The following is an 18,437-nucleotide window of genomic DNA, read 5'->3' on the forward strand; positions in this document are numbered from 1 at the left end:
TGTTTGGTTAGAGATTCAATTATAACATGAAATTGGGGGTCATTGTTTTTTTTATACAAAAAAACTCTGTAACCCTTGATATATAAAGAAATTTTTAAAAGAATAGTGTAAAAAACTTTACACTAACAAAGTTTTAAAAGAGAGGAAAAAATGAATATGGCTTTAAGAAATATTACTAATTATGAAAAAGATGGGGTATTGAGGAAAAAATCAAAGTACGTTGAGAAGATAGATAAAAAAGTATTGCAGTTAATAGAAGATATGGCTGAAACAATGTATAATGGAGATGGTGTAGGGTTGGCAGCACCGCAGGTAGGAATATTAAAAAGAATAATAGTTATTGATATAGGTGATGGTCTTATTAAACTTATAAATCCTCAAATAATAGAAAAAGAAGGAGAACAAAGGGATACGGAAGGATGTCTAAGTATTCCTGAATTAATAGGTGAAGTTATACGTCCGTATAAAGTAATAGTTAGAGGTATTAATGAGCATGGTGAAAATGTGGAGATGAAAGCCGAAGGATTTCTTGCAAGAGCTTTCTGTCATGAAATTGACCATCTTGATGGCATTTCATTTATTGATAAAGCAGTTTCTGGAACTATTAAAAATATTACTATACAGAGGTGAAATAATTAATGGCAAGACCGAGAAAATGGAGAAGAGTTTGTACATTACCGGAGATTGATAAATTTGGTCCTATAGATAGTTTATCAGAGTTAAATGAATCAATAGTAATGTCAGTAGATGAATATGAGACAATCAGACTCATGGATTTAGAAAGATTAAATCAAGAGCAATGCGCAGATACAATGGGAGTTGCACGTTCAACTGTGCAAAGAATATATGATGATGCGAGAAGGAAAATAGCTGATAGCCTAGTAAATGGTAAAATATTGAAAATAGAGGGAGGAGATTATAGACTTTGCAGTGATATTGGAGATAGAGAAAGTTGTGAGGGCTGTGTTTGTCATAGACATAGGTATGGAAGAAGTATGAAGTAAAGTTGGTGATTTAGTTGAAGTTTAAAATAACTACACTTATAGAAAATAATCCGGATGATAATTTAAAATTATATAATGAACATGGTTTATCACTTTATCTAGAAATAAATGATATAAGGATTTTATTTGATACTGGGCAAAGTGGAGATTTTGTTAAAAATGCTGAATTATTAAATATTGATTTACTTAATTTGGATTATGTTTTTTTAAGTCATGGTCATTATGATCACAGCGGAGGATTTAGAGCGTTTGTAGATAAAGTTAAAGTCTCATATAAATTAATCATAGGAAAAAAATTTTTTAACAGTAAATATAAATGTGCAGAAGGACGAAGTTATAAATATAATGGAAATTCTTTTGATGAGAAATTTGTTAATGAAAACAATATTAGTATAAAATATATTGAAGAAGATATGTTTAATATTAATAAAGAAATAATGGTATTTTCTAATTTTAGAAGAAGTAATGAATTTGAACTTATAAATAAAAAATTTAAAGTAAAGCAAAAGGAAGGCTATTGTCAGGACGATTTTTCAGATGAAATAGTATTGGGAGTAAAAACTGATAAAGGTTTTGTGATTATAGTAGGTTGTTCCCATATAGGAATAGTTAACATTTTAGATACAATCATGGAGAGAACTAATATGCAAATCTATGGCGTAGTAGGAGGAACGCATTTGGTGGAAGCTGATGAAGCAAGATTAAATGCGACACTAAGCTTTTTTAAAGAAAAGAATATACAAGTGTTAGGTTTATCTCACTGTACTGGAGAAAAAGCAATTGAAGAAATAGGACATCAGTTTGGGAAGAAGTTTATATACAATAACACAGGTAATGTCATCAGTTTGAATGTATAGATTCTAGCTGGAATTAATAGGAAAATGTATCCTTATTATTTGGAACATTTTTCTTTTTTTTGTTATGCAATTAAAATAGTTTTTTAATTGAAATCATAATAAAAAAGTGTTATATTGAGTTAGAAGAAACTAACTCAACGGATATTTGTAAATTATTCTATAATAGAAAATTAGGGGGAATTATTATGGAAAAATCTAAGACGAAGGATTACAAAGAGCTATCAAGAGTGGAATTTAATAGGGAAGCTCATAAATTTGACCAGAATAACCTTATGGATATATATAATATGTGCAAGCATGATTATCCATATATTTTAAAAAAGCTTGAAGAAGAAACTTTTGAAAAACTTCTGGATGTTGGATGCGGTACGGGGAATGTTATCACACTTTTACATGAAAAATATCCATCAAGAAGTTATACAGGTATTGATTTATCGGAAGAGATGATTAAAGTTGCCAAGAGCAAAGAAATATCGTCAGCATTTTTTATGAATGGAGACTCAGAAAACCTGCCATTTAAAAATGAACAGTTTGATGTAGTAATCTGTACGGAAAGCTTTCATCATTATCCGAATCCGGGAGCTTTCTTTGATGGTGCACAGCGTGTGTTAAAAGCAGGAGGAAGACTGATTATTCTGGACGTTACAACTTGGAAAGTGTTTCGATGGATTGAGAATCGTTTATTTCTGCCTAATATGAATATGGGTGATGTACACATCTATGGACGTGGAGAAATGGAGAATTTGTATAAAAAACACGGATTTAAATTAGAAAGCTGTGAAAGTGCTGGGATGATGCGTTTTATATGCTGCGGAAGGAAAATGTAATCAATAGCTGTTGTAAAAAATTTGACTGTTAAAAATGCAACAGTAAAAGGATATATGGCGTCAGGTGCTATAATTGGGTATAATCAAGGAACAGTAGATAATTTAACTTTAAGTGGCAAAAATGTAATTTCTGGTGTTGACTGTGCGGGTGGCATAATTGGTGGAAACGAATATGGACAGATTAAGAATTGTGTAGTAAAAAATGCAAAAATCAATGTGCTTGGTGATAATAAGTTTACTGATGATCGTATTATTCAGTATGATGTGGCAGAATGTGGAGGCTTAATTGTTGGCGGCAGTTTTGGAGGAAACATTGAAAATTGCAATGCCAGAGGCGAAGTTGCTGCCAAAGGTAATGAACCTGTTGGGTTAGGAGGTGTAGGAGGCTGCCTTGAGAACATGAAAACTATTAAATTCTGCAAGGCAGATATAAAGATTACAGCACCCAATAAAGCACATGCGGTAGGAGGATTGTGTGGTTATTGAAAAAATATTTGGTGAATACCGCTTTTGTATTTACAGCATGAAGAAACACTAGTATGGAGACCAAAGGAGTGGATGGAAATAATTAAAAGTTGTGTACTATAGTTTCGTTATTTGTTATTGAGAAAAAATATTAATAAGGTTATTGACAAAATTTATGAAAAGTAATAACATAACGGTGTTATCTAATATGGTTAATATTTTTTCAGGAGGAAGATTTATCTTGAAAGACGAAAGGGAAAAGAAAGAAAAACTACTTATTTGTGCAAAACAGGAATTTCTAGAGAAAGGGTATAACAAAGCATCATTACGGGATATCTGTAAGAAGGCAGGGGTTACTACTGGGGCGTTATATTTCTTCTTTAAGGATAAAGAGGATTTGTTTGCTACACTTGTGCAGGAACCTTTGGATAAGCTATATGCTATAATGCTTAAGCATTATCAGGGGGAAATGGAGCAGATTCAGAAAGGAATATTAGGAAAAGATGATCATTCGGAAGATATTGATGCAGCCAATCAGGTTGTTCATTATATTTATCGGTATTATGAAGAATTTCAGCTAATCTTAACTAAATCACAAGGATCGCGCTTTGAGAATAGCATCGATCGCTTCGTATCCATTACAGAGCAGCAGTATAGACTTATGGCGAATAAGTTTGCTCAAGAGCTAAACATACAACAACTAGATGACTATATAATTCATTGGACATCACATATGCTTATTGATGTATTTGTACATATGCTTACTCATAAAATTTCTGAAAAAGAAGCATTGAAGCATATGAATTTGATAATTAAATATTTAATAAACGGCTGGTATGGAATGTTTTGTTTACCAGATAAGAAATGGTGAGGCTATACGTTATAAATAGCGTATAGCTAAAAAAATAGTACCAACATAACGCTGTTATGTTGACTGAAAAGCTTACAAATAAAAAAGCTGCAATAACATCGTATTGAAGTAAAAGTATAGGGGGAAAGAGATATGTATTTAGAAGTAAAAGCTATGAAAAAAAGTTATGGTGAAAATGAAAGCTATATTGAGGTATTAAAAGGAATCACAACGGGACTGGAACATGGAAAGATGTGTGTCATACAAGGAGCGAGCGGTTCAGGAAAGTCCACATTTTTAAATTGTATTGGTGGATTGGATTCGCTGGATTCTGGTTCAATTAAAGTTGATGGAAAGGAAATTGCAAGGTTAAAGCAGGAGGAATTATCAGATTATAGACGGGACAACCTTGGTTTTATATTTCAATTTTATAATCTAGTTCCGAATCTTACAGTAAAAGAAAATATTCAGGTATGCGAATATTTGTCAGAGCACCCATTGAATATGGATGAACTGCTGGAGACATTGGGACTTATAGAGCATCAGAATAAATTTCCATCTCAATTATCTGGAGGACAACAGCAGAGGTGTGCTATAGCAAGGGCGTTAATTAAAAACCCAAAGTTATTGCTATGTGATGAGCCGACAGGTGCTTTGGATTCAAAAACTTCAAAAGATATTTTAATACTTTTAGAGGAAATTAACTGTAAATACGGCACAACTATGCTGATCGTTACTCATAACAATTCTATAAAGAACATGGTTCATAAGGTCATAATTATAAAAGATGGACAAATAAGCAGAGAATATGAAAATGAAACAAGAATACCAGCAGCAGAACTGGAGGATTTATAATATGCAGAAAATATTTAGAAAACGCGTGCTGCGCGATTTGAAAAGTAACTGTTTCAGGTATCTGGCATTGGGATTAATGATTGTGCTTGGAATGTATCTTGTGGTTAGCCTTGTAGGAGCGGCAGATACTGTTATTAGCGACGTGAATTCTATGTCACTGAAAAATCATCTGGAAGATGGAGAATTCAGTGTATTTGTTCCTCTGACCGGTAAACAGGAAGGAAAACTCAAAAATAAAGGTATTACACTTGAGAAAATGTTTTATCTGGATTATATTTTGAAAGATAATTCTACCGTAAGGGTATTTAAAAGCAGAAAAAAGATAAATTTGATAGTAATAGATAAGGGAAGAACTGCCAAAAATTCTAAGGAAGCTGTAATTGAAAAAAGATATAGTGAAGAACATAACCTATCTGTTGGAGATAATATTGCAATCGATGGTGATAAGCTTAAAATAGTTGGAATAGGTACAGTTCCGGACTATGATTCCATGCTTAAGAACATGTCGGACAGCAATGTAGACAGTAAACATTTTGGCTTGGCTTTTGTGACGGATAAGAAGTATGAAAATCTTAAAGAAAATGGAAACTATTCAAAGACAGAAGAATATGTGTATGGTTATAAATTGAATGGGAAAATGACAAATAGCAAGCTGAAAAATTATTTAAACAAGCTGAAGCTTGATACGAAAAAGGTTAGAGATCCTTACTTTCAGGAGTTTCTCAATAAAAGCACAGGAAAAAAGAAAGACATTAAGAACGGAATAGGAAAACTTTCAACTGGAGCAACTAGATTAAAAAAATCATTATCAATACTTAAGAAAAATAATATAACTGTACAAGCTGGCGCGGATAGGATTTTTAAAACATATCTTGATGAAACCTATAATGAACTTGAAAAATATGGATATAATCAGAAGCTTACAGAAAAAAATTATAAAGCTGTTTTGCAGAGCTGTATTGACAATACTGACAAAGCTGACTTTAAAATTAAACTTGGTTTGACCTTGAAGGAATTAGATGCTCTTGAAAAGTATAAGCATGGAATTGACGATTATACAGGAGGGGTAGCTAGAAGTTCAGGAGGGGCAGCAAGTCTTACAAGAGGAATGCAGAAATTGAAAAAAAATACGAATAAGCTTTTAAATAAATATTTTAAAGTTAATATTAATGATCTTACGCAATTTGTTACAGCTGCAGATAATCCAAGAATTAAGGCTTCCGCTGGAGACCAGATCATTAATAAATATGCAGGACTTGTGTCTGGAATCATTGTGATGATTCTATTTACTTATGTAATTTCTGTATTTGTAATCCATGGAATAGAAAAAGAGAGCAGTACTATAGGAGCTCTGTATGCATTGGGGGTTAAAAAGAAAGAACTTGTAATGCATTATCTGACACTGCCTATAGTTATAACGTTGCTTGCAGGGGCATGTGGAACTGTGCTTGGTTTCAGTAAGTATGGAGTAAACGTACAACTGAAGGATTGTTATACTTATTATTCAGTTCCTAAGCTAGAAGCTTTTTATCCATTTTACTTAATTATTTATGGAGTAATAATGCCACCTGTAATAGCTGTTATAGTTAATTATTTTGTTATCAGCAAAAAATTGTCACAGCCCGCGCTAAAGCTGATAAGAAATGAACAGAAAAACAGCAGAATCAGCAATATTAATCTTGGCAATATGGGTTTTGTTCGCAGATTTCAGATAAGGCAGATGCTTCGTGAAGCCAGAACAGGTTTTACAGTGATATTTGGAATGTTCATTTCGCTGTTGGTTATGATGATAGGAATCGACTGCTACGTGATGTGTCATAATATAAGTGTTAAAAACAAGGCAGATACGAAATATGAATATATGTACACATATAAATACCCCCAGAAAAAGGTGCCAACTAGTGGCGAAGGATGCTATGCAGAAACTCTTTCAAAGAAATCACATGGTTATAACCTTGATATAACACTGCTTGGTATTGATAACAATAATCCATATTTTAATGTAAATACAGTGAAAGGTAAGAATAAAGTAGTTGTAGCATCTTCAACAGCAGAAAAGTTTAAACTGAAAAAGGGAGACAAACTAATACTGGAGGATAGAGCCAACAATATGGATTATGCTTTTACAATAGCAGGTATTGCACCATATTCAGTTGGATTGCATGCATTTATGGACATTGATAGTATGCGTGAGTTATTCGGGCAGAAAAAAGATTATTATAATGTAGTACTTTCATCCCAAAAGCTGAATATAGCGGCTGGTAGACTTTATACAGTTACTACTAAAAAAGATATAAGTAAAAGTTCTGATGTGTTTATTGATAAGATGATACCTATGATTAGTATGTTGATTGTTGTTTCATCAATTATTTTCTGTGTGGTTATGTATCTGATGATGAAGGTTATGATTGACAGATCAGCATTTAACATTTCGTTAATTAAGATATTTGGATACAAAGCAGCAGAAGTTCGGAAATTATATTTGAATGGAAATTTTTATATTATTTTAGTTGGAGCAATAATCAGCATTCCGCTGGCTAAAAAACTGATGGATACCATATATCCGTATTTTGTATCTAATGTAGCGTGCGGAATTGATCTTAGATTCAGCGGGCAGCTGTATTTGGGAATTTTTGCAGGAGTAATGCTTTTGTATTTCGTTATTAATCAGCTGCTGGTTGGAAGACTGAAAAAGCTATCTCCTGCTGAGGTATTAAAAAATAGAGAATAGAGAAATATAAAGACTGTTAAAGCTCTATTATTGGAAGATAAATTCGCGTAATGTATTTTTTAGGATTTCCTTTCATTATCATCCCAGGTTCTCTATCATAAAATTCAAAAATAGGTTTCTGGTAGATAATATTATTTTCAACTGCATAATCAAAAATAGCTCTATAGGCAAAGTTTAAATATTTATATGAACCTTTATGAGTGATAGATAAGACTTTACATTGCTGAGTTTTCTTACATTTAACACCGGTTTTGGAGATTGGCGTAGAAATAGGAATACAAGTTTCTATTTCTACTTTTTCAATTTTAAATCCCTCAATATTGAAAAGTTTTTCTAATTCATTAAGGGTATAGAACCAATTGTTTTTCGGAGTATACTTTTTCATATCATCCCAGGTGTATATATAATCTTCATTATCTTCAAAATACGGTTTTACATGTTTTTCATAAATATCTAATGGCAGAGTTTTGGAAAGTATGTATCGATATACTTGATTAAATTTTTCTGGTTCAGATAGCGGATTGAATAGAATTAAAGTATCGCAAATAATAAAAGTTCCGCTGCCTTTCAATAATTTTTTAACATTTTTTATTGCAATTTTTCTGTTATTAAATGGTACCTGATGGAAGACAAGAGAAGATAATATCATATCTGCTTTTCCGGAATAATTTGGACTTTCAAAACTTCCGTTTATAAAATTGATATTCGAAATTCCGTTATCTAAAGCTCTATGTTTTGCTGCATCTAAATTTTCTAACGAAGGTTCAATAGAGATCACTTTGTTTGCAATAGAAGCAATTTCCATAGAAAGACTCCCCCAGCCGGAACCCATATCAATAATCGTATCACTTTTATTTATATTTGCAAATCTGATGACTTGTGCTGACAATAACTTTGACGTTTCAAATGTAGCTCCTTTATCAGGACTTACTGTGGCGTGGACTAAATTTTCAAAAATAGTATCCCATTCTTTATATTTTAACATTAAATCACTCCAATCGATTCTTTTGAATTTCATTATAAACCTTTAAGTGCACTGTAAGGTCAAGTACCGAAAAAGATTTATAAGAATTATTATCTACAGCAAGTATGTTTTTTTATTGTAAATGCAAATTGTTTTTATTTATATTTATATCTTGAGTATAAATTTGAGTGAGAAGAATATTTATATAAGGTATAGGTAAAAAAACTTTTATGCTAAGGAAGTGATTTACATTAATGATGGAAACTAGAAGTGATAATAGAAAATTGGTGTATATTTTAGTAATTGTTTTTTTCATACTAGTATTTCCTGTGGTTGCTCAAAAAATAAACATAAACTCTTTCAATGTCGCAATAGGAAATTTGATAACCCATAATTCATTGCAGAATTTCAGCACTATATTTATAAGTATATTATTAGAAGGATTTCCATTTATAATTCTAGGAACTTTTATTTCTTCGCTCATTCACGTTTTTATATCTGAAGAAAAAATTGCGGCAATCATACCTGAAAATAAGCTTGTAGGATCAGTGTTTGCAGCTTTAACGGGTGTCTTTTTTCCTGTATGCGATTGTGCCATTTTCCCAATAGTAAGAAGACTTATAAAAAAAGGTATGCCGCTGCATATAGCTGTAACCTTTATGCTTTCTGTTCCGCTTATAAATCCTATTGTTCTATTCTCTACTTACTATGCTTTTTCTAATAACCATAAAATAATCATAATGAGAGTGGTTTTTGGATTCATCAGTGCTATTGTCATAGGAAATATTATTGGTACGTTTGAAAATACAAATAATATTATTAGATATGATTTTCACGAAGGGCATCATGAACATGAATGCTGTCACTGCCATAAACATGAGAATAAACATAGAGAGCATCATGTTCTTTTTGCAGAAATAGTACACGTGCTGGAGCATACTAGTATGGAATTTCATGATGTCGGCAGATTACTGATATTAGGTGCGTTCCTGTCTTCTATGCTTCAAACCTTTGTGCCTAAAACATGTCTTATTTCTATTGGACACGATAAAGTCATATCCGTACTGGCAATGATTCTTATGGCATTTTTCCTTTCTATATGTTCACAAACTGATGCGTTTATTGCGAGAAGTTTTTTAGCACAATTCACTACAGGTTCTATAATTGCGTTTTTGATTTTTGGACCTATGATAGATCTAAAAAATACTTTAATGATTGCCACAACGTTTAAAGTAAGCTTCATAATAAAACTCATTTTAGCAATATTTATTGTATGCTTTTCTATCGGTTTAGGTATAAATTGTTTATTGGGAGGAGTGTTATAAAATATGCAATTCAATAAAGAAGAATTTAAATGGTTTCTTATACTTTCAGCATTAGCCTACTATTTTAACTATTTGCTTAGCACAGGTAAAATATATGATTTTATACATCCAAGGATGATTATATATGTGCGTATAGCTTTCTATTTTTTGATTATCTTATGTATTATTCAAATAAAAAGGATATTTACTGTAAATGAAAAAAAGAAAATTTCACTAAATGTTTTTTTAATACCAGTAGTAATTGTCTTTTTACTAAATCCTCAGCGAATTACATCGAATATGTTATCAATGAAAAGTTCAGTAGCAAATAGTACCGGAACATATAAATCAGATATTGTTTTTAATAAGAATAGAATACTTTCAAAGGCAGATATAATAATTGGAGATAATAATTATACATCAGTTACCGACAAAATTATTTATGGTAAACCTAAGAAATATATAGGTAAAACTATTCAAATAAAGGGTTTTATATATCATGATAAACAGCTTGCTAAAAATCAGTTTATGATAGCTAGACTCCTGATGGTATGCTGCGCTGCAGATACAGAAATTGATGGTGTAATATGTACATATGATAAAGCTTCATTTCTTACTGAAAATGCGTGGATGACTGTTACCGGAAAATTAAATTATAAGAAGATAAAATATTATGGAGAAACATCGTTAATGCCTGTTATAGAAGTAAATAAACTTAGCTTAGCAAAAAAACCTAAACATAAGTATGTATATCCGGAATGATTAGGTATAACTTTGGTAAGTACTAGTTTTATTACTAGTATATACTAGCATCAATGAAATATATGGTTGTTTCAATATAGAATCAGTTTTATCTTAGTAACCATTCCTATAATAAAATTTTCTTAATATTAATGATACAGCAGTAAATCCGAAGCCAAGTGCCGCTATTGCTATATTTTTAAGTATTATGTATTGGTCAGGTAATAAATTAAATGCAAATCTTATTATGTAATAAAATAATATAAAATTTAGGACTGCTATTAAAAATGAAAAATCTATAATAGGAACATCAATAATTTTAACTATTTCCTTAATATTTAGAATAATTCCTATAAATGAGGTAATAAACATCGTGACGCTGTAACCGTATATATTTATAGAGGGTATAGTGGTTAGGGTGTATAACAGGAAAAGTTCAAGCAGTGACATCAAAATTGTATTTTTCAAGATGACAGTTTGCCGACTTAATCCATTCAATATACTAAAAGTAGCTGATGACATAAATAAAAAGGGTATAGGCAGTGAAGCAAATTTTATATAAGAACCTAAATCGCTTCTGCTATAAAACATTTGTCCAAGATTTTTACCGTTAGTAGTGCAGATAAGTATTGTAGACATACCTAATAGCAGCGATAAATTCATAAAGGTTGAAATTCTTTTTTTTACTGAGTAGAAGTCTTTTTTTATAATGTTTTGAGATAAATCAGGTATCAGTATAATCGAGATAGAATTAATAACTATCATTGGAAATACTGTTATGTTTAGACACATTCCTGTGTATTTTCCTATTGTTTCAAGAGCTGATGTATAACTTATCCCCGATAGCATCAATCTCCTTGGAAGAATAAGTGATGAGGCTGTAGAAAGTCCAGTAGCCACAAATCCGTTAATACATAGAGGTATTGATATAACTAGAATATCGAATAGAAGCTGCGCTCTGCTTTCGGGTTTAATTAGTACTGGAGGTAATTTTGTTAAGCTGCGTTTATAAAAAAAATAGAGAAGTATAAGCGAAATAAATTCACCGATGCATAATGCAAAGTAAGCTGCCGTTACGGTATATATTACAGAGCTTGAAGTTATTAATTTCGATATTGTAAAAAGGATACAGATTCTTACAGTCTTTTCGAAAATATCTATTAACGCTGGTGTTATAACATTCGAAACACCATAGAAATATCCTTTTAAAGTGTTTGAAAGAGATATAAACAACATAGCGGGACAAGTTATTCTGAAGGCATATAAGGTTCTGCTATCTCTAATTATGTATCTGGAGATCTGTGTGGAGAATATAAGTACAAAAGTTACAATAAAAGCTGCCCAGATAATGTTAAATATCATTGTAGTATTTACACATTTGGGTATATTGTTAAAGGATTTTTTAGCAAAGTGTTCCGCACAGATTTTTGAAGCAGCTGTAACTATACCACCACAGATAAGACATATAAAAAGGTTATACACTGGCATTATAAGTCCATATAGTCCCATCCCTTCAGCACCTAGTTCTCTAGAAAGTATTATTGAGAAAATGAAACCAAGTACACCAGTGGTGAGATTTGACATTGTAAGCAAAATTGAGTTTTTAATGAAATCGTCTTTTATCATATATATGTAGATATACTCCTATAATTATTGATAACAATAATATTTATTCTTATTGACAGAGATATATTCATGAATAGATAACGGATTATATAATTAAGAATTAAGAACGAGGAATGAAAAATAGTTAATTAGGAATGAAGGTGAAAATTCAGCTATGCTGAATTTTGATTGTATGAATTATATAGCAAATAGTATTTTTAACTAATTAGCAGAATTATAAAGCTTTTTGAGGTTATTTTTATTACAAAATATTTATTTGCTTGTCAATATAAATATATAATTTGCATTATATTATTAATAGGAATATATTTTGCAGTGAAGATAAAAATATATTATATAGTTTTTTAGTTAGGGGAAGTAAATAATGGTGCGCAATCGTTTGGAAAATACTTATGGTAAGACTATGCAGGGACTTATGTTTGCTGTGAATCCATTGAAAAAAATGGTATTAAAGACACATTGTACGGTGCATAAATATATAAATATAAGAGCAATAGAAATATTAGCAAATGAAGGGTATCTTGATGTATATAAGTTTTATAGAGATAATATAGTTCAGCTGAACTTAGGGGTAACCTGGGCGGATCAGGATTTTAAAAGCACCAATCATTTCTATCATTATAAAAAGAATAAAGGACTCTATGGTTTTTCTGACGCATACACTGAATGCAGAAGATACTACGATAAAGCTAAATGTTTATATATTAAGAATGATATAGAAAAATCAATATTCTATTTTGGAGCCAGCTGCCACTTGGTTCAGGATGTTACGGTACCTCAACATGTGAACAATAGACTGTTAAACAGCCATAGGGATTTTGAAGTTTGGATTATTTCTAAATTACTCTCAGATTATTCTTTTAGGATAGATAGAGGCATAAAGAGATATGATACGATTAAGCAATATTTTGACGGAAGTTCTTCTTTGGCTAATGAGACTTATATGAAATTTTCAAAGATAGAAGACAGAGATAAAAAATACAAAGAGATAGCACAAATTATATTAAAAGAAGCACAGATTACTACTGCGGGATTTATGTTAGATTTTTATGAACATATTGTTATTAAGAGATAACTGGAAATAACATAAGGATGGATGTGATTGAAAAAGGTATTTTCTAGCCCGTGTAAATCATTTCCACCCCTTTTTGTTATTCTTGAAGGTATTTTTTTTAAAATGTAGAATTTATATAATACAATATTTGGATAAAATATACGGAGGATGATTAAACTGATATGGTTAATATTGATATAGAAAAAGTTAAAATTGAGGGAAATGTACTAGACATAGGGAGTATAAACTATGGTATTGTTTATAGAATATGCAAAGAGCTTGATAATGCTGTAGAGGTTGACTATGTATCTGAAGATAGACAGAACATAAAAACAAATTTTTATGATACAGCTATAATTTTTTTTAACGTTAGTAATTTAGCATTTGAAAGTGAAAGAAAAGATCTTATAAAGGAGGCAGCAAAGTGCTTGTCGACTGATGGAGAAATAATTATTTGGGATGTGGAAAAAAAGCGAGGTAAAAAGGTAAATACAGATGTAAATATGATTTTTAAAAGTGGGGATAACAGGATCGTGAATATAAGAAGAAATAATATTTTTACATCAAATTCTCTAAGTTCTACCAAGACACTTATAGAGGGTTTTTTTGATATAATAGAAGAAAACCAGATTGAAAATATATTTTTTATAAGAGCAAAGAAGAAGGAGAACACATTATGAAAATAGTACTTGTAGCACTTAACGCGAAATATGTACATACAAATATAGCAGTAAGATATTTGAAAAATTATACGGCAAATTTAGATTATGAAGCGGTAATAAAGGAATTTTCGATAAACGATAGGGCTGAAAAAATAGTTGAGGAAATCATGCAGCAGCTTCCGCAAATTGTATGTTTTTCTTGCTACATATGGAATATGGAACTCGTTTTAAAAGTGGCTAGCGTAATAAGGCAAATAGATGAAAACATTGAGATTGTATATGGAGGACCCGAGGTATCCTATGATAGTGATGAGCTTGTACTTCATAGAAAATGTGATTATTTAATAAAAGGTGAAGGGGAATATGTCTATAGAGATTTTGTTAAATATAAACTAGGGCTTATTGACAAGGACGAGCTTAAAGGAATTGCTTATAGAAGTGATAATAACAGTGTCATATATAAAGGTGAACAACCACAGATAAATATGGATGAGTTACCCTTCCCCTATGAAGGAGAGGAACTTAATAATAACAAAATAGTATATTATGAGGCATCTAGAGGATGTCCTTTTAATTGTTCCTATTGCCTTTCTTCTACTATAAAAGGTGTTAGACAGAGAGATATTGAACTCGTAAAGCGGGACTTAAAAATATTTATGGATAAAGAAGTTCCTTTAGTTAAATTTGTTGACAGAACTTTTAATTGCAGCGGGGAATATTCAAGGCAACTATGGAAGTTTTTATGTGAAGCAGATACAAAGACGTGTTTTCATTTTGAAATAGAAGGTGATTTGTTAAGAGAAGAAGATATTGAAATCCTTAGATCAGCTCCCAAAGGAAGATTTCAGTTTGAAATAGGAGTTCAGACAACAAACAATTCAGTGCTTAATAACATATCAAGAAGGATGAATCTAGATACACTTAAGAAAAGAGTAAGTGAGCTGCAGGAAATTAAAAATATAAAATTACACTTGGATCTTATAGCAGCGTTGCCTGGAGAGGATATTTCTTCATTTATTGCCTCTTTTGATGAAGTATATAAAATGAGACCTCAGGAACTTCAGTTAGGTTTTTTAAAACTGCTTAAAGGTTCATCTATTAGGTATGATCATAAAAAATGGAATTACAGGTTTTTACCCTATCCGCCTTATGAAGTGCTTAGTTCGGCAGATATATCCTACCAGGATATAATAGTACTTAAAAAGGTAGAGGAGATGGTAGATAAATATAATAACAGCGGCAAATTTACAAATACAATCAATTATCTTATTAAAGCTTTTGAAAGTCCCTATGAATTTTTCTATAAGCTATCAATATATTACGATAATAAAGGCTACTTCAATAGAAGTTTATCTGGAGCAGATTACTATAGGTGCCTTTTTGAATTTAATAAAGAAATTTTAAAATTAGATGAAACTATAGTTCATGATGTAATTAAATATGATTTTCTTGATAGCAATAAAAAAAGTTGGATTCCTGACTTCCTTCAACGAAATGTATCAAAGGATACGGAAAAAGAATTAAAATTAAAGTTTGCAGAGGAGAATAATATTAAAGCCTTAAATAAAATATTTGTGGAAGGTTTCAATATTGATATGAAAAAGGTATTGGATAATGAAGACTACATGTATAGAAAATGCTGTTGTGTTTATTCTGAACAAAAAAGTAAATTAAGTAGTATCTATTACATGTAAAAAGATAACTGTTACTTATTTTTAAAGTGATAATTTTATAATATGTTTATAAAATTAATTGAACTTCCGCCAAAAAAACTATATAATATAATACAAAGCATAATGTGGTAAACAATAACACATAAACGGAACTTCTTAATTATGTATTATAAATGCAAATATGAATATGGAGGATACATATGGAGAAAACATTGTTAAGTATAGTTTTGATTCTATTATTTACAAAGATTGGCGGAATGATAAGTAAAAAGTTAAAAATGCCTGAGGTGTTGGGTGCATTAATTGCTGGTGTAATATTAGGACCAGTAGTATTGAATGCAGTACATTATGATAAGAACATAAAACTTCTTTCAGATCTTGGAGTAATTATGCTCATGTTTCTTGCAGGAATTGAAACTAATGTGAAGGAGTTTAAGAAGGCTGGTTTTTCTTCCTTTATGATTGCACTAGGAGGGATAATGCTTCCGCTCATTTTTGGTACTTTATCGGCGTATTTATTTTTTAACAATTTCTGGGAAAATTTATTTGTTGGTGTTATTTTAACAGCTACCAGCGTAAGTATAACAGCAGAAACCTTAAAAGAGCTTGGAAAATTAAACACAAGATCAGGTATAAACATTCTTGGAGCAGCAGTAATCGACGATGTTTTAGGATTAATGCTTATATCTATAGTTTTAGCAATGGCTCAGACTTCTGGAACAGGAAGCGCAGATTCAGGTGTAATCCCCCTTTTGATTGTATTTATTAAGATAATTATATTCTGTATTGGTTCAATTATAGCGGTTGCATATCTGCCTAAATATATAGACAAGCTTGCAACTAATATGAGACAAGAGGGTGTTCTTCTTACATTTGCGATAGCTGCGGCACTTTTGGTAGCATATTTAGCAGAACTTGTTGGAATTGCAGGTATAACGGGTGCCTATGTATGTGGACTAATTTTATCATCTCTTGATAGCAAAGAATACTTGGAGAGAAATGTAAAGGCTATTTCTTCAGGGTTTTTATCACTTATATTTTTCGCAAGTGTAGGTATAGAAGCTAATTTAAAAGGATTAAATTCTGAAGTAGCACTAATCACTCTAGCAATGTTTATTATTGCGGTATTAGGAAAAATGATAGGCTGCGGAGGGGCTGCAAGAGCATTAAAAATGACAAAAGCAGAAGCAGTTCAAATAGGAGCTGGAATGATTTCAAGAGGTGAAGTAGCAATAATCACAGCTAATATAGGTCTTCAAAAAGGGATAATTTCAGAGGAAATATTTCTTCCAACATTGATTGTTGTTATATTGACTACGATAATAACTCCAATACTGCTAAAGGTATCTTTTTCGCATAGATTGGAAAAAAAGACGGCATAATTTTTGTTTCGTAAAAATTAAAAAAGATATGTAAAATTTAAATAAATTATGAACTAATTATTGAAGCTGATAATTTAGTCCGTACCATATATAATTTAGAAAAATGCCTAGTAAAAAACTTGGCATTTTTCTGAATATAATGATAAAAATTATGGTATTATGATATTATAAGCTAACATAAAAAAAGGGGGATGTTTTGTAATTGACTGTTATGAAAGTGGTGCAGTATGGTGATAAAATATTAAAAAGACATTGTAAAAAAATAGAAAACATAGACAAGGATATACTTAAGATAGTTAAAAACCTTGAAGATACTTTAGATAATTGTGATGGAATTGGTCTTGCGGCACCTCAAATAGGAATTGCAAAGCGTATCATTCGTATAGATTTAAAAGATGGCTCACAGCCTATAAGCTTAATAAATCCTGAGATAACAAAAAAGATAGGTAAAGAAGTGAGCATAGAAGGGTGCCTTAGCTATGTAGGTTATGAAGGTGAAGTAGTACGTCCCAAAAAAGTTTATGTAGAGGGTATGAATACGGAAGGTAAGAAAGTGGAATACTTTGCAGAAGGGCTCCTAGCAAAAGCTTTTTGTCATGAGATTGACCATTTAGATGGTATAATGTATATGGACAGGGCAAGAAAGGTATATAAGCTCGAGGAATAGACTTATCACTAGGAGTTTGAGATAATATAAAACAAGTAAAAATCTTTTGAGAAAAATTTGAATTTGGAGAGTGCATTAATGGAAGAAAAAAAGATGATGGCTTTTAGAGATGAAGATGGAAATAAGGTTGAGTTCGAGGTAGTAGCGGAAATATATTTAAATAATAATAAATATATAATATTATCTTCAGAAGAGGATTCGGATCAGGATGCATTCGTTTTCAGAGTAGATGGTGAGGGAGAAGATATTGAATATAATATGATTGAAGACGACAGAGAATTTGATGAAGTGAAGAAGGAATACCAGAGATTACTTAATCAAAATTAAGCAGATAAGGAGTGATGAACAATGAATAAAGAAGATATCATTGATTATTTATCGGAAAACGGCATTGAAGAAGTAGAGGAGATAGATTACAAACCTGAGTTCTTTGTATTTAGATTTTTCTATGATTTTGACGATGCACAATTAAGTTCGGCAAGATCTTATTCAGATGACGAGTATGATGGCGAAAGTGAAGATCCAGTGTGGTACAGTGAGTTCTTTCTGCCGTATTTAAGCGAATTGGCATTAGATGATGTAAGTGAAATAATGGAAGAAATTATTGATGAATTTGATATAAAGGTTCAGTATATAAATTACGAAAATGATATTGATAACTATGACTATTGCGAGTTTGTGGCAGTAGCAGCGGACAAGGATAAAAATATTAATATAGATACTATATTAGAAGAATTAGAATTATAATGAATTGACCTAAGCTAAACATCAGAAA

Annotated in this window: 19 protein-coding genes; 17 read left to right on the forward strand and 2 right to left on the reverse strand. The window is 31.0% G+C overall.

Annotation, left to right across the window (positions count from 1 at the left end; genetic code table 11):
• Positions 1–156: 156 nt before the first annotated feature.
• From def (CLORY_RS16010) to CLORY_RS16045, 8 genes are all read left to right on the forward strand, one after another.
• Positions 157–630, forward strand: coding sequence for a peptide deformylase (gene def / locus CLORY_RS16010; RefSeq protein WP_079426395.1), 474 nt, complete (start codon positions 157–159; stop codon positions 628–630).
• An 8-nt stretch (positions 631–638) separates the two neighbouring features.
• The gene (locus tag CLORY_RS16015; RefSeq protein WP_079426328.1) at positions 639–1,004 is read left to right on the forward strand and encodes a DUF134 domain-containing protein; all 366 of its coding nucleotides are present in this window, start codon (positions 639–641) and stop codon (positions 1,002–1,004) included.
• Between the two features lie 14 nt (positions 1,005–1,018).
• The gene (locus CLORY_RS16020) at positions 1,019–1,861 is read left to right on the forward strand and encodes an MBL fold metallo-hydrolase (RefSeq protein ID WP_079426330.1); all 843 of its coding nucleotides are present in this window, start codon (positions 1,019–1,021) and stop codon (positions 1,859–1,861) included.
• A gap of 185 nt (positions 1,862–2,046) precedes the next feature.
• Positions 2,047–2,688: a class I SAM-dependent methyltransferase gene (locus CLORY_RS16025; RefSeq protein ID WP_079426332.1), complete on the forward strand. Its 642-nt coding sequence runs from the start codon at positions 2,047–2,049 to the stop codon at positions 2,686–2,688.
• A 21-nt stretch (positions 2,689–2,709) separates the two neighbouring features.
• Positions 2,710–3,174, forward strand: a complete 465-nt coding sequence (locus tag CLORY_RS16030) for a GLUG motif-containing protein (protein ID WP_079426334.1) — start codon at positions 2,710–2,712, stop codon at positions 3,172–3,174.
• Positions 3,175–3,394: 220 nt separating this feature from the next.
• The gene (locus CLORY_RS16035; RefSeq protein ID WP_169911652.1) at positions 3,395–4,024 is read left to right on the forward strand and encodes a TetR/AcrR family transcriptional regulator; all 630 of its coding nucleotides are present in this window, start codon (positions 3,395–3,397) and stop codon (positions 4,022–4,024) included.
• 132 nt (positions 4,025–4,156) lie between these two features.
• On the forward strand, positions 4,157–4,858 hold the full coding sequence (locus CLORY_RS16040; RefSeq protein ID WP_079426338.1) for an ABC transporter ATP-binding protein: 702 nt from the start codon (positions 4,157–4,159) through the stop codon (positions 4,856–4,858).
• 1 nt (position 4,859) lies between these two features.
• Complete coding sequence (locus CLORY_RS16045; RefSeq protein WP_079426340.1) at positions 4,860–7,589, forward strand: FtsX-like permease family protein; 2,730 nt, start codon at positions 4,860–4,862, stop codon at positions 7,587–7,589.
• A gap of 16 nt (positions 7,590–7,605) precedes the next feature.
• Here the strand turns inward: CLORY_RS16045 and CLORY_RS16050 are convergent, their stop codons facing one another.
• Positions 7,606–8,574 carry a methyltransferase domain-containing protein gene (locus CLORY_RS16050; protein ID WP_169911653.1) on the reverse strand — a complete coding sequence of 323 codons (969 nt, stop codon included), beginning with the start codon at positions 8,572–8,574 and terminating at the stop codon, positions 7,606–7,608.
• Between the two features lie 233 nt (positions 8,575–8,807).
• Between CLORY_RS16050 and CLORY_RS16055 the strand changes: the two genes are divergently transcribed.
• Positions 8,808–9,878 carry a permease gene (locus tag CLORY_RS16055; protein ID WP_242954438.1) on the forward strand — a complete coding sequence of 357 codons (1,071 nt, stop codon included), beginning with the start codon at positions 8,808–8,810 and terminating at the stop codon, positions 9,876–9,878.
• Positions 9,879–9,881: 3 nt separating this feature from the next.
• Complete coding sequence (locus CLORY_RS16060; protein ID WP_079426344.1) at positions 9,882–10,619, forward strand: TIGR03943 family putative permease subunit; 738 nt, start codon at positions 9,882–9,884, stop codon at positions 10,617–10,619.
• A gap of 93 nt (positions 10,620–10,712) precedes the next feature.
• Here CLORY_RS16060 and spoVB read toward each other — a convergent pair whose 3' ends face one another.
• Entirely contained in the window at positions 10,713–12,224 is a 1,512-nt protein-coding gene (spoVB, locus tag CLORY_RS16065) for a stage V sporulation protein B (RefSeq protein WP_079426346.1), read from the reverse strand.
• 367 nt (positions 12,225–12,591) lie between these two features.
• On the opposite strand from spoVB, the gene CLORY_RS16070 reads away from it, so the two are divergent.
• The 7 genes from CLORY_RS16070 to CLORY_RS16100 all read left to right on the forward strand — a co-directional run bounded on the left by CLORY_RS16070 (position 12,592) and on the right by CLORY_RS16100 (position 18,409).
• Positions 12,592–13,299 (forward strand): zinc dependent phospholipase C family protein, encoded by a 708-nt coding sequence (locus tag CLORY_RS16070; protein ID WP_079426399.1) that lies wholly within the window; start codon positions 12,592–12,594, stop codon positions 13,297–13,299.
• 161 nt (positions 13,300–13,460) lie between these two features.
• The gene (locus CLORY_RS16075) at positions 13,461–13,958 is read left to right on the forward strand and encodes a hypothetical protein (RefSeq protein ID WP_079426348.1); all 498 of its coding nucleotides are present in this window, start codon (positions 13,461–13,463) and stop codon (positions 13,956–13,958) included.
• Positions 13,955–15,634: a B12-binding domain-containing radical SAM protein gene (locus CLORY_RS16080; protein WP_079426349.1), complete on the forward strand. Its 1,680-nt coding sequence runs from the start codon at positions 13,955–13,957 to the stop codon at positions 15,632–15,634. Before CLORY_RS16075 ends, CLORY_RS16080 begins: the two co-directional genes overlap by 4 nt.
• 179 nt (positions 15,635–15,813) lie before the next feature.
• Positions 15,814–16,995, forward strand: coding sequence for a cation:proton antiporter (locus tag CLORY_RS16085; protein ID WP_079426351.1), 1,182 nt, complete (start codon positions 15,814–15,816; stop codon positions 16,993–16,995).
• 211 nt (positions 16,996–17,206) lie between these two features.
• The gene (gene def / locus CLORY_RS16090) at positions 17,207–17,662 is read left to right on the forward strand and encodes a peptide deformylase (protein WP_341456649.1); all 456 of its coding nucleotides are present in this window, start codon (positions 17,207–17,209) and stop codon (positions 17,660–17,662) included.
• A 78-nt stretch (positions 17,663–17,740) separates the two neighbouring features.
• Positions 17,741–17,989 carry a DUF1292 domain-containing protein gene (locus CLORY_RS16095; protein WP_079426355.1) on the forward strand — a complete coding sequence of 83 codons (249 nt, stop codon included), beginning with the start codon at positions 17,741–17,743 and terminating at the stop codon, positions 17,987–17,989.
• A gap of 21 nt (positions 17,990–18,010) precedes the next feature.
• On the forward strand, positions 18,011–18,409 hold the full coding sequence (locus CLORY_RS16100) for a hypothetical protein (RefSeq protein WP_079426357.1): 399 nt from the start codon (positions 18,011–18,013) through the stop codon (positions 18,407–18,409).
• Positions 18,410–18,437 lie beyond the last annotated feature (28 nt).

The organism is Clostridium oryzae (genome assembly GCF_002029235.1).
GTDB classification, from domain to species: Bacteria; Bacillota; Clostridia; order Clostridiales; family Clostridiaceae; genus Clostridium_AE; species Clostridium_AE oryzae.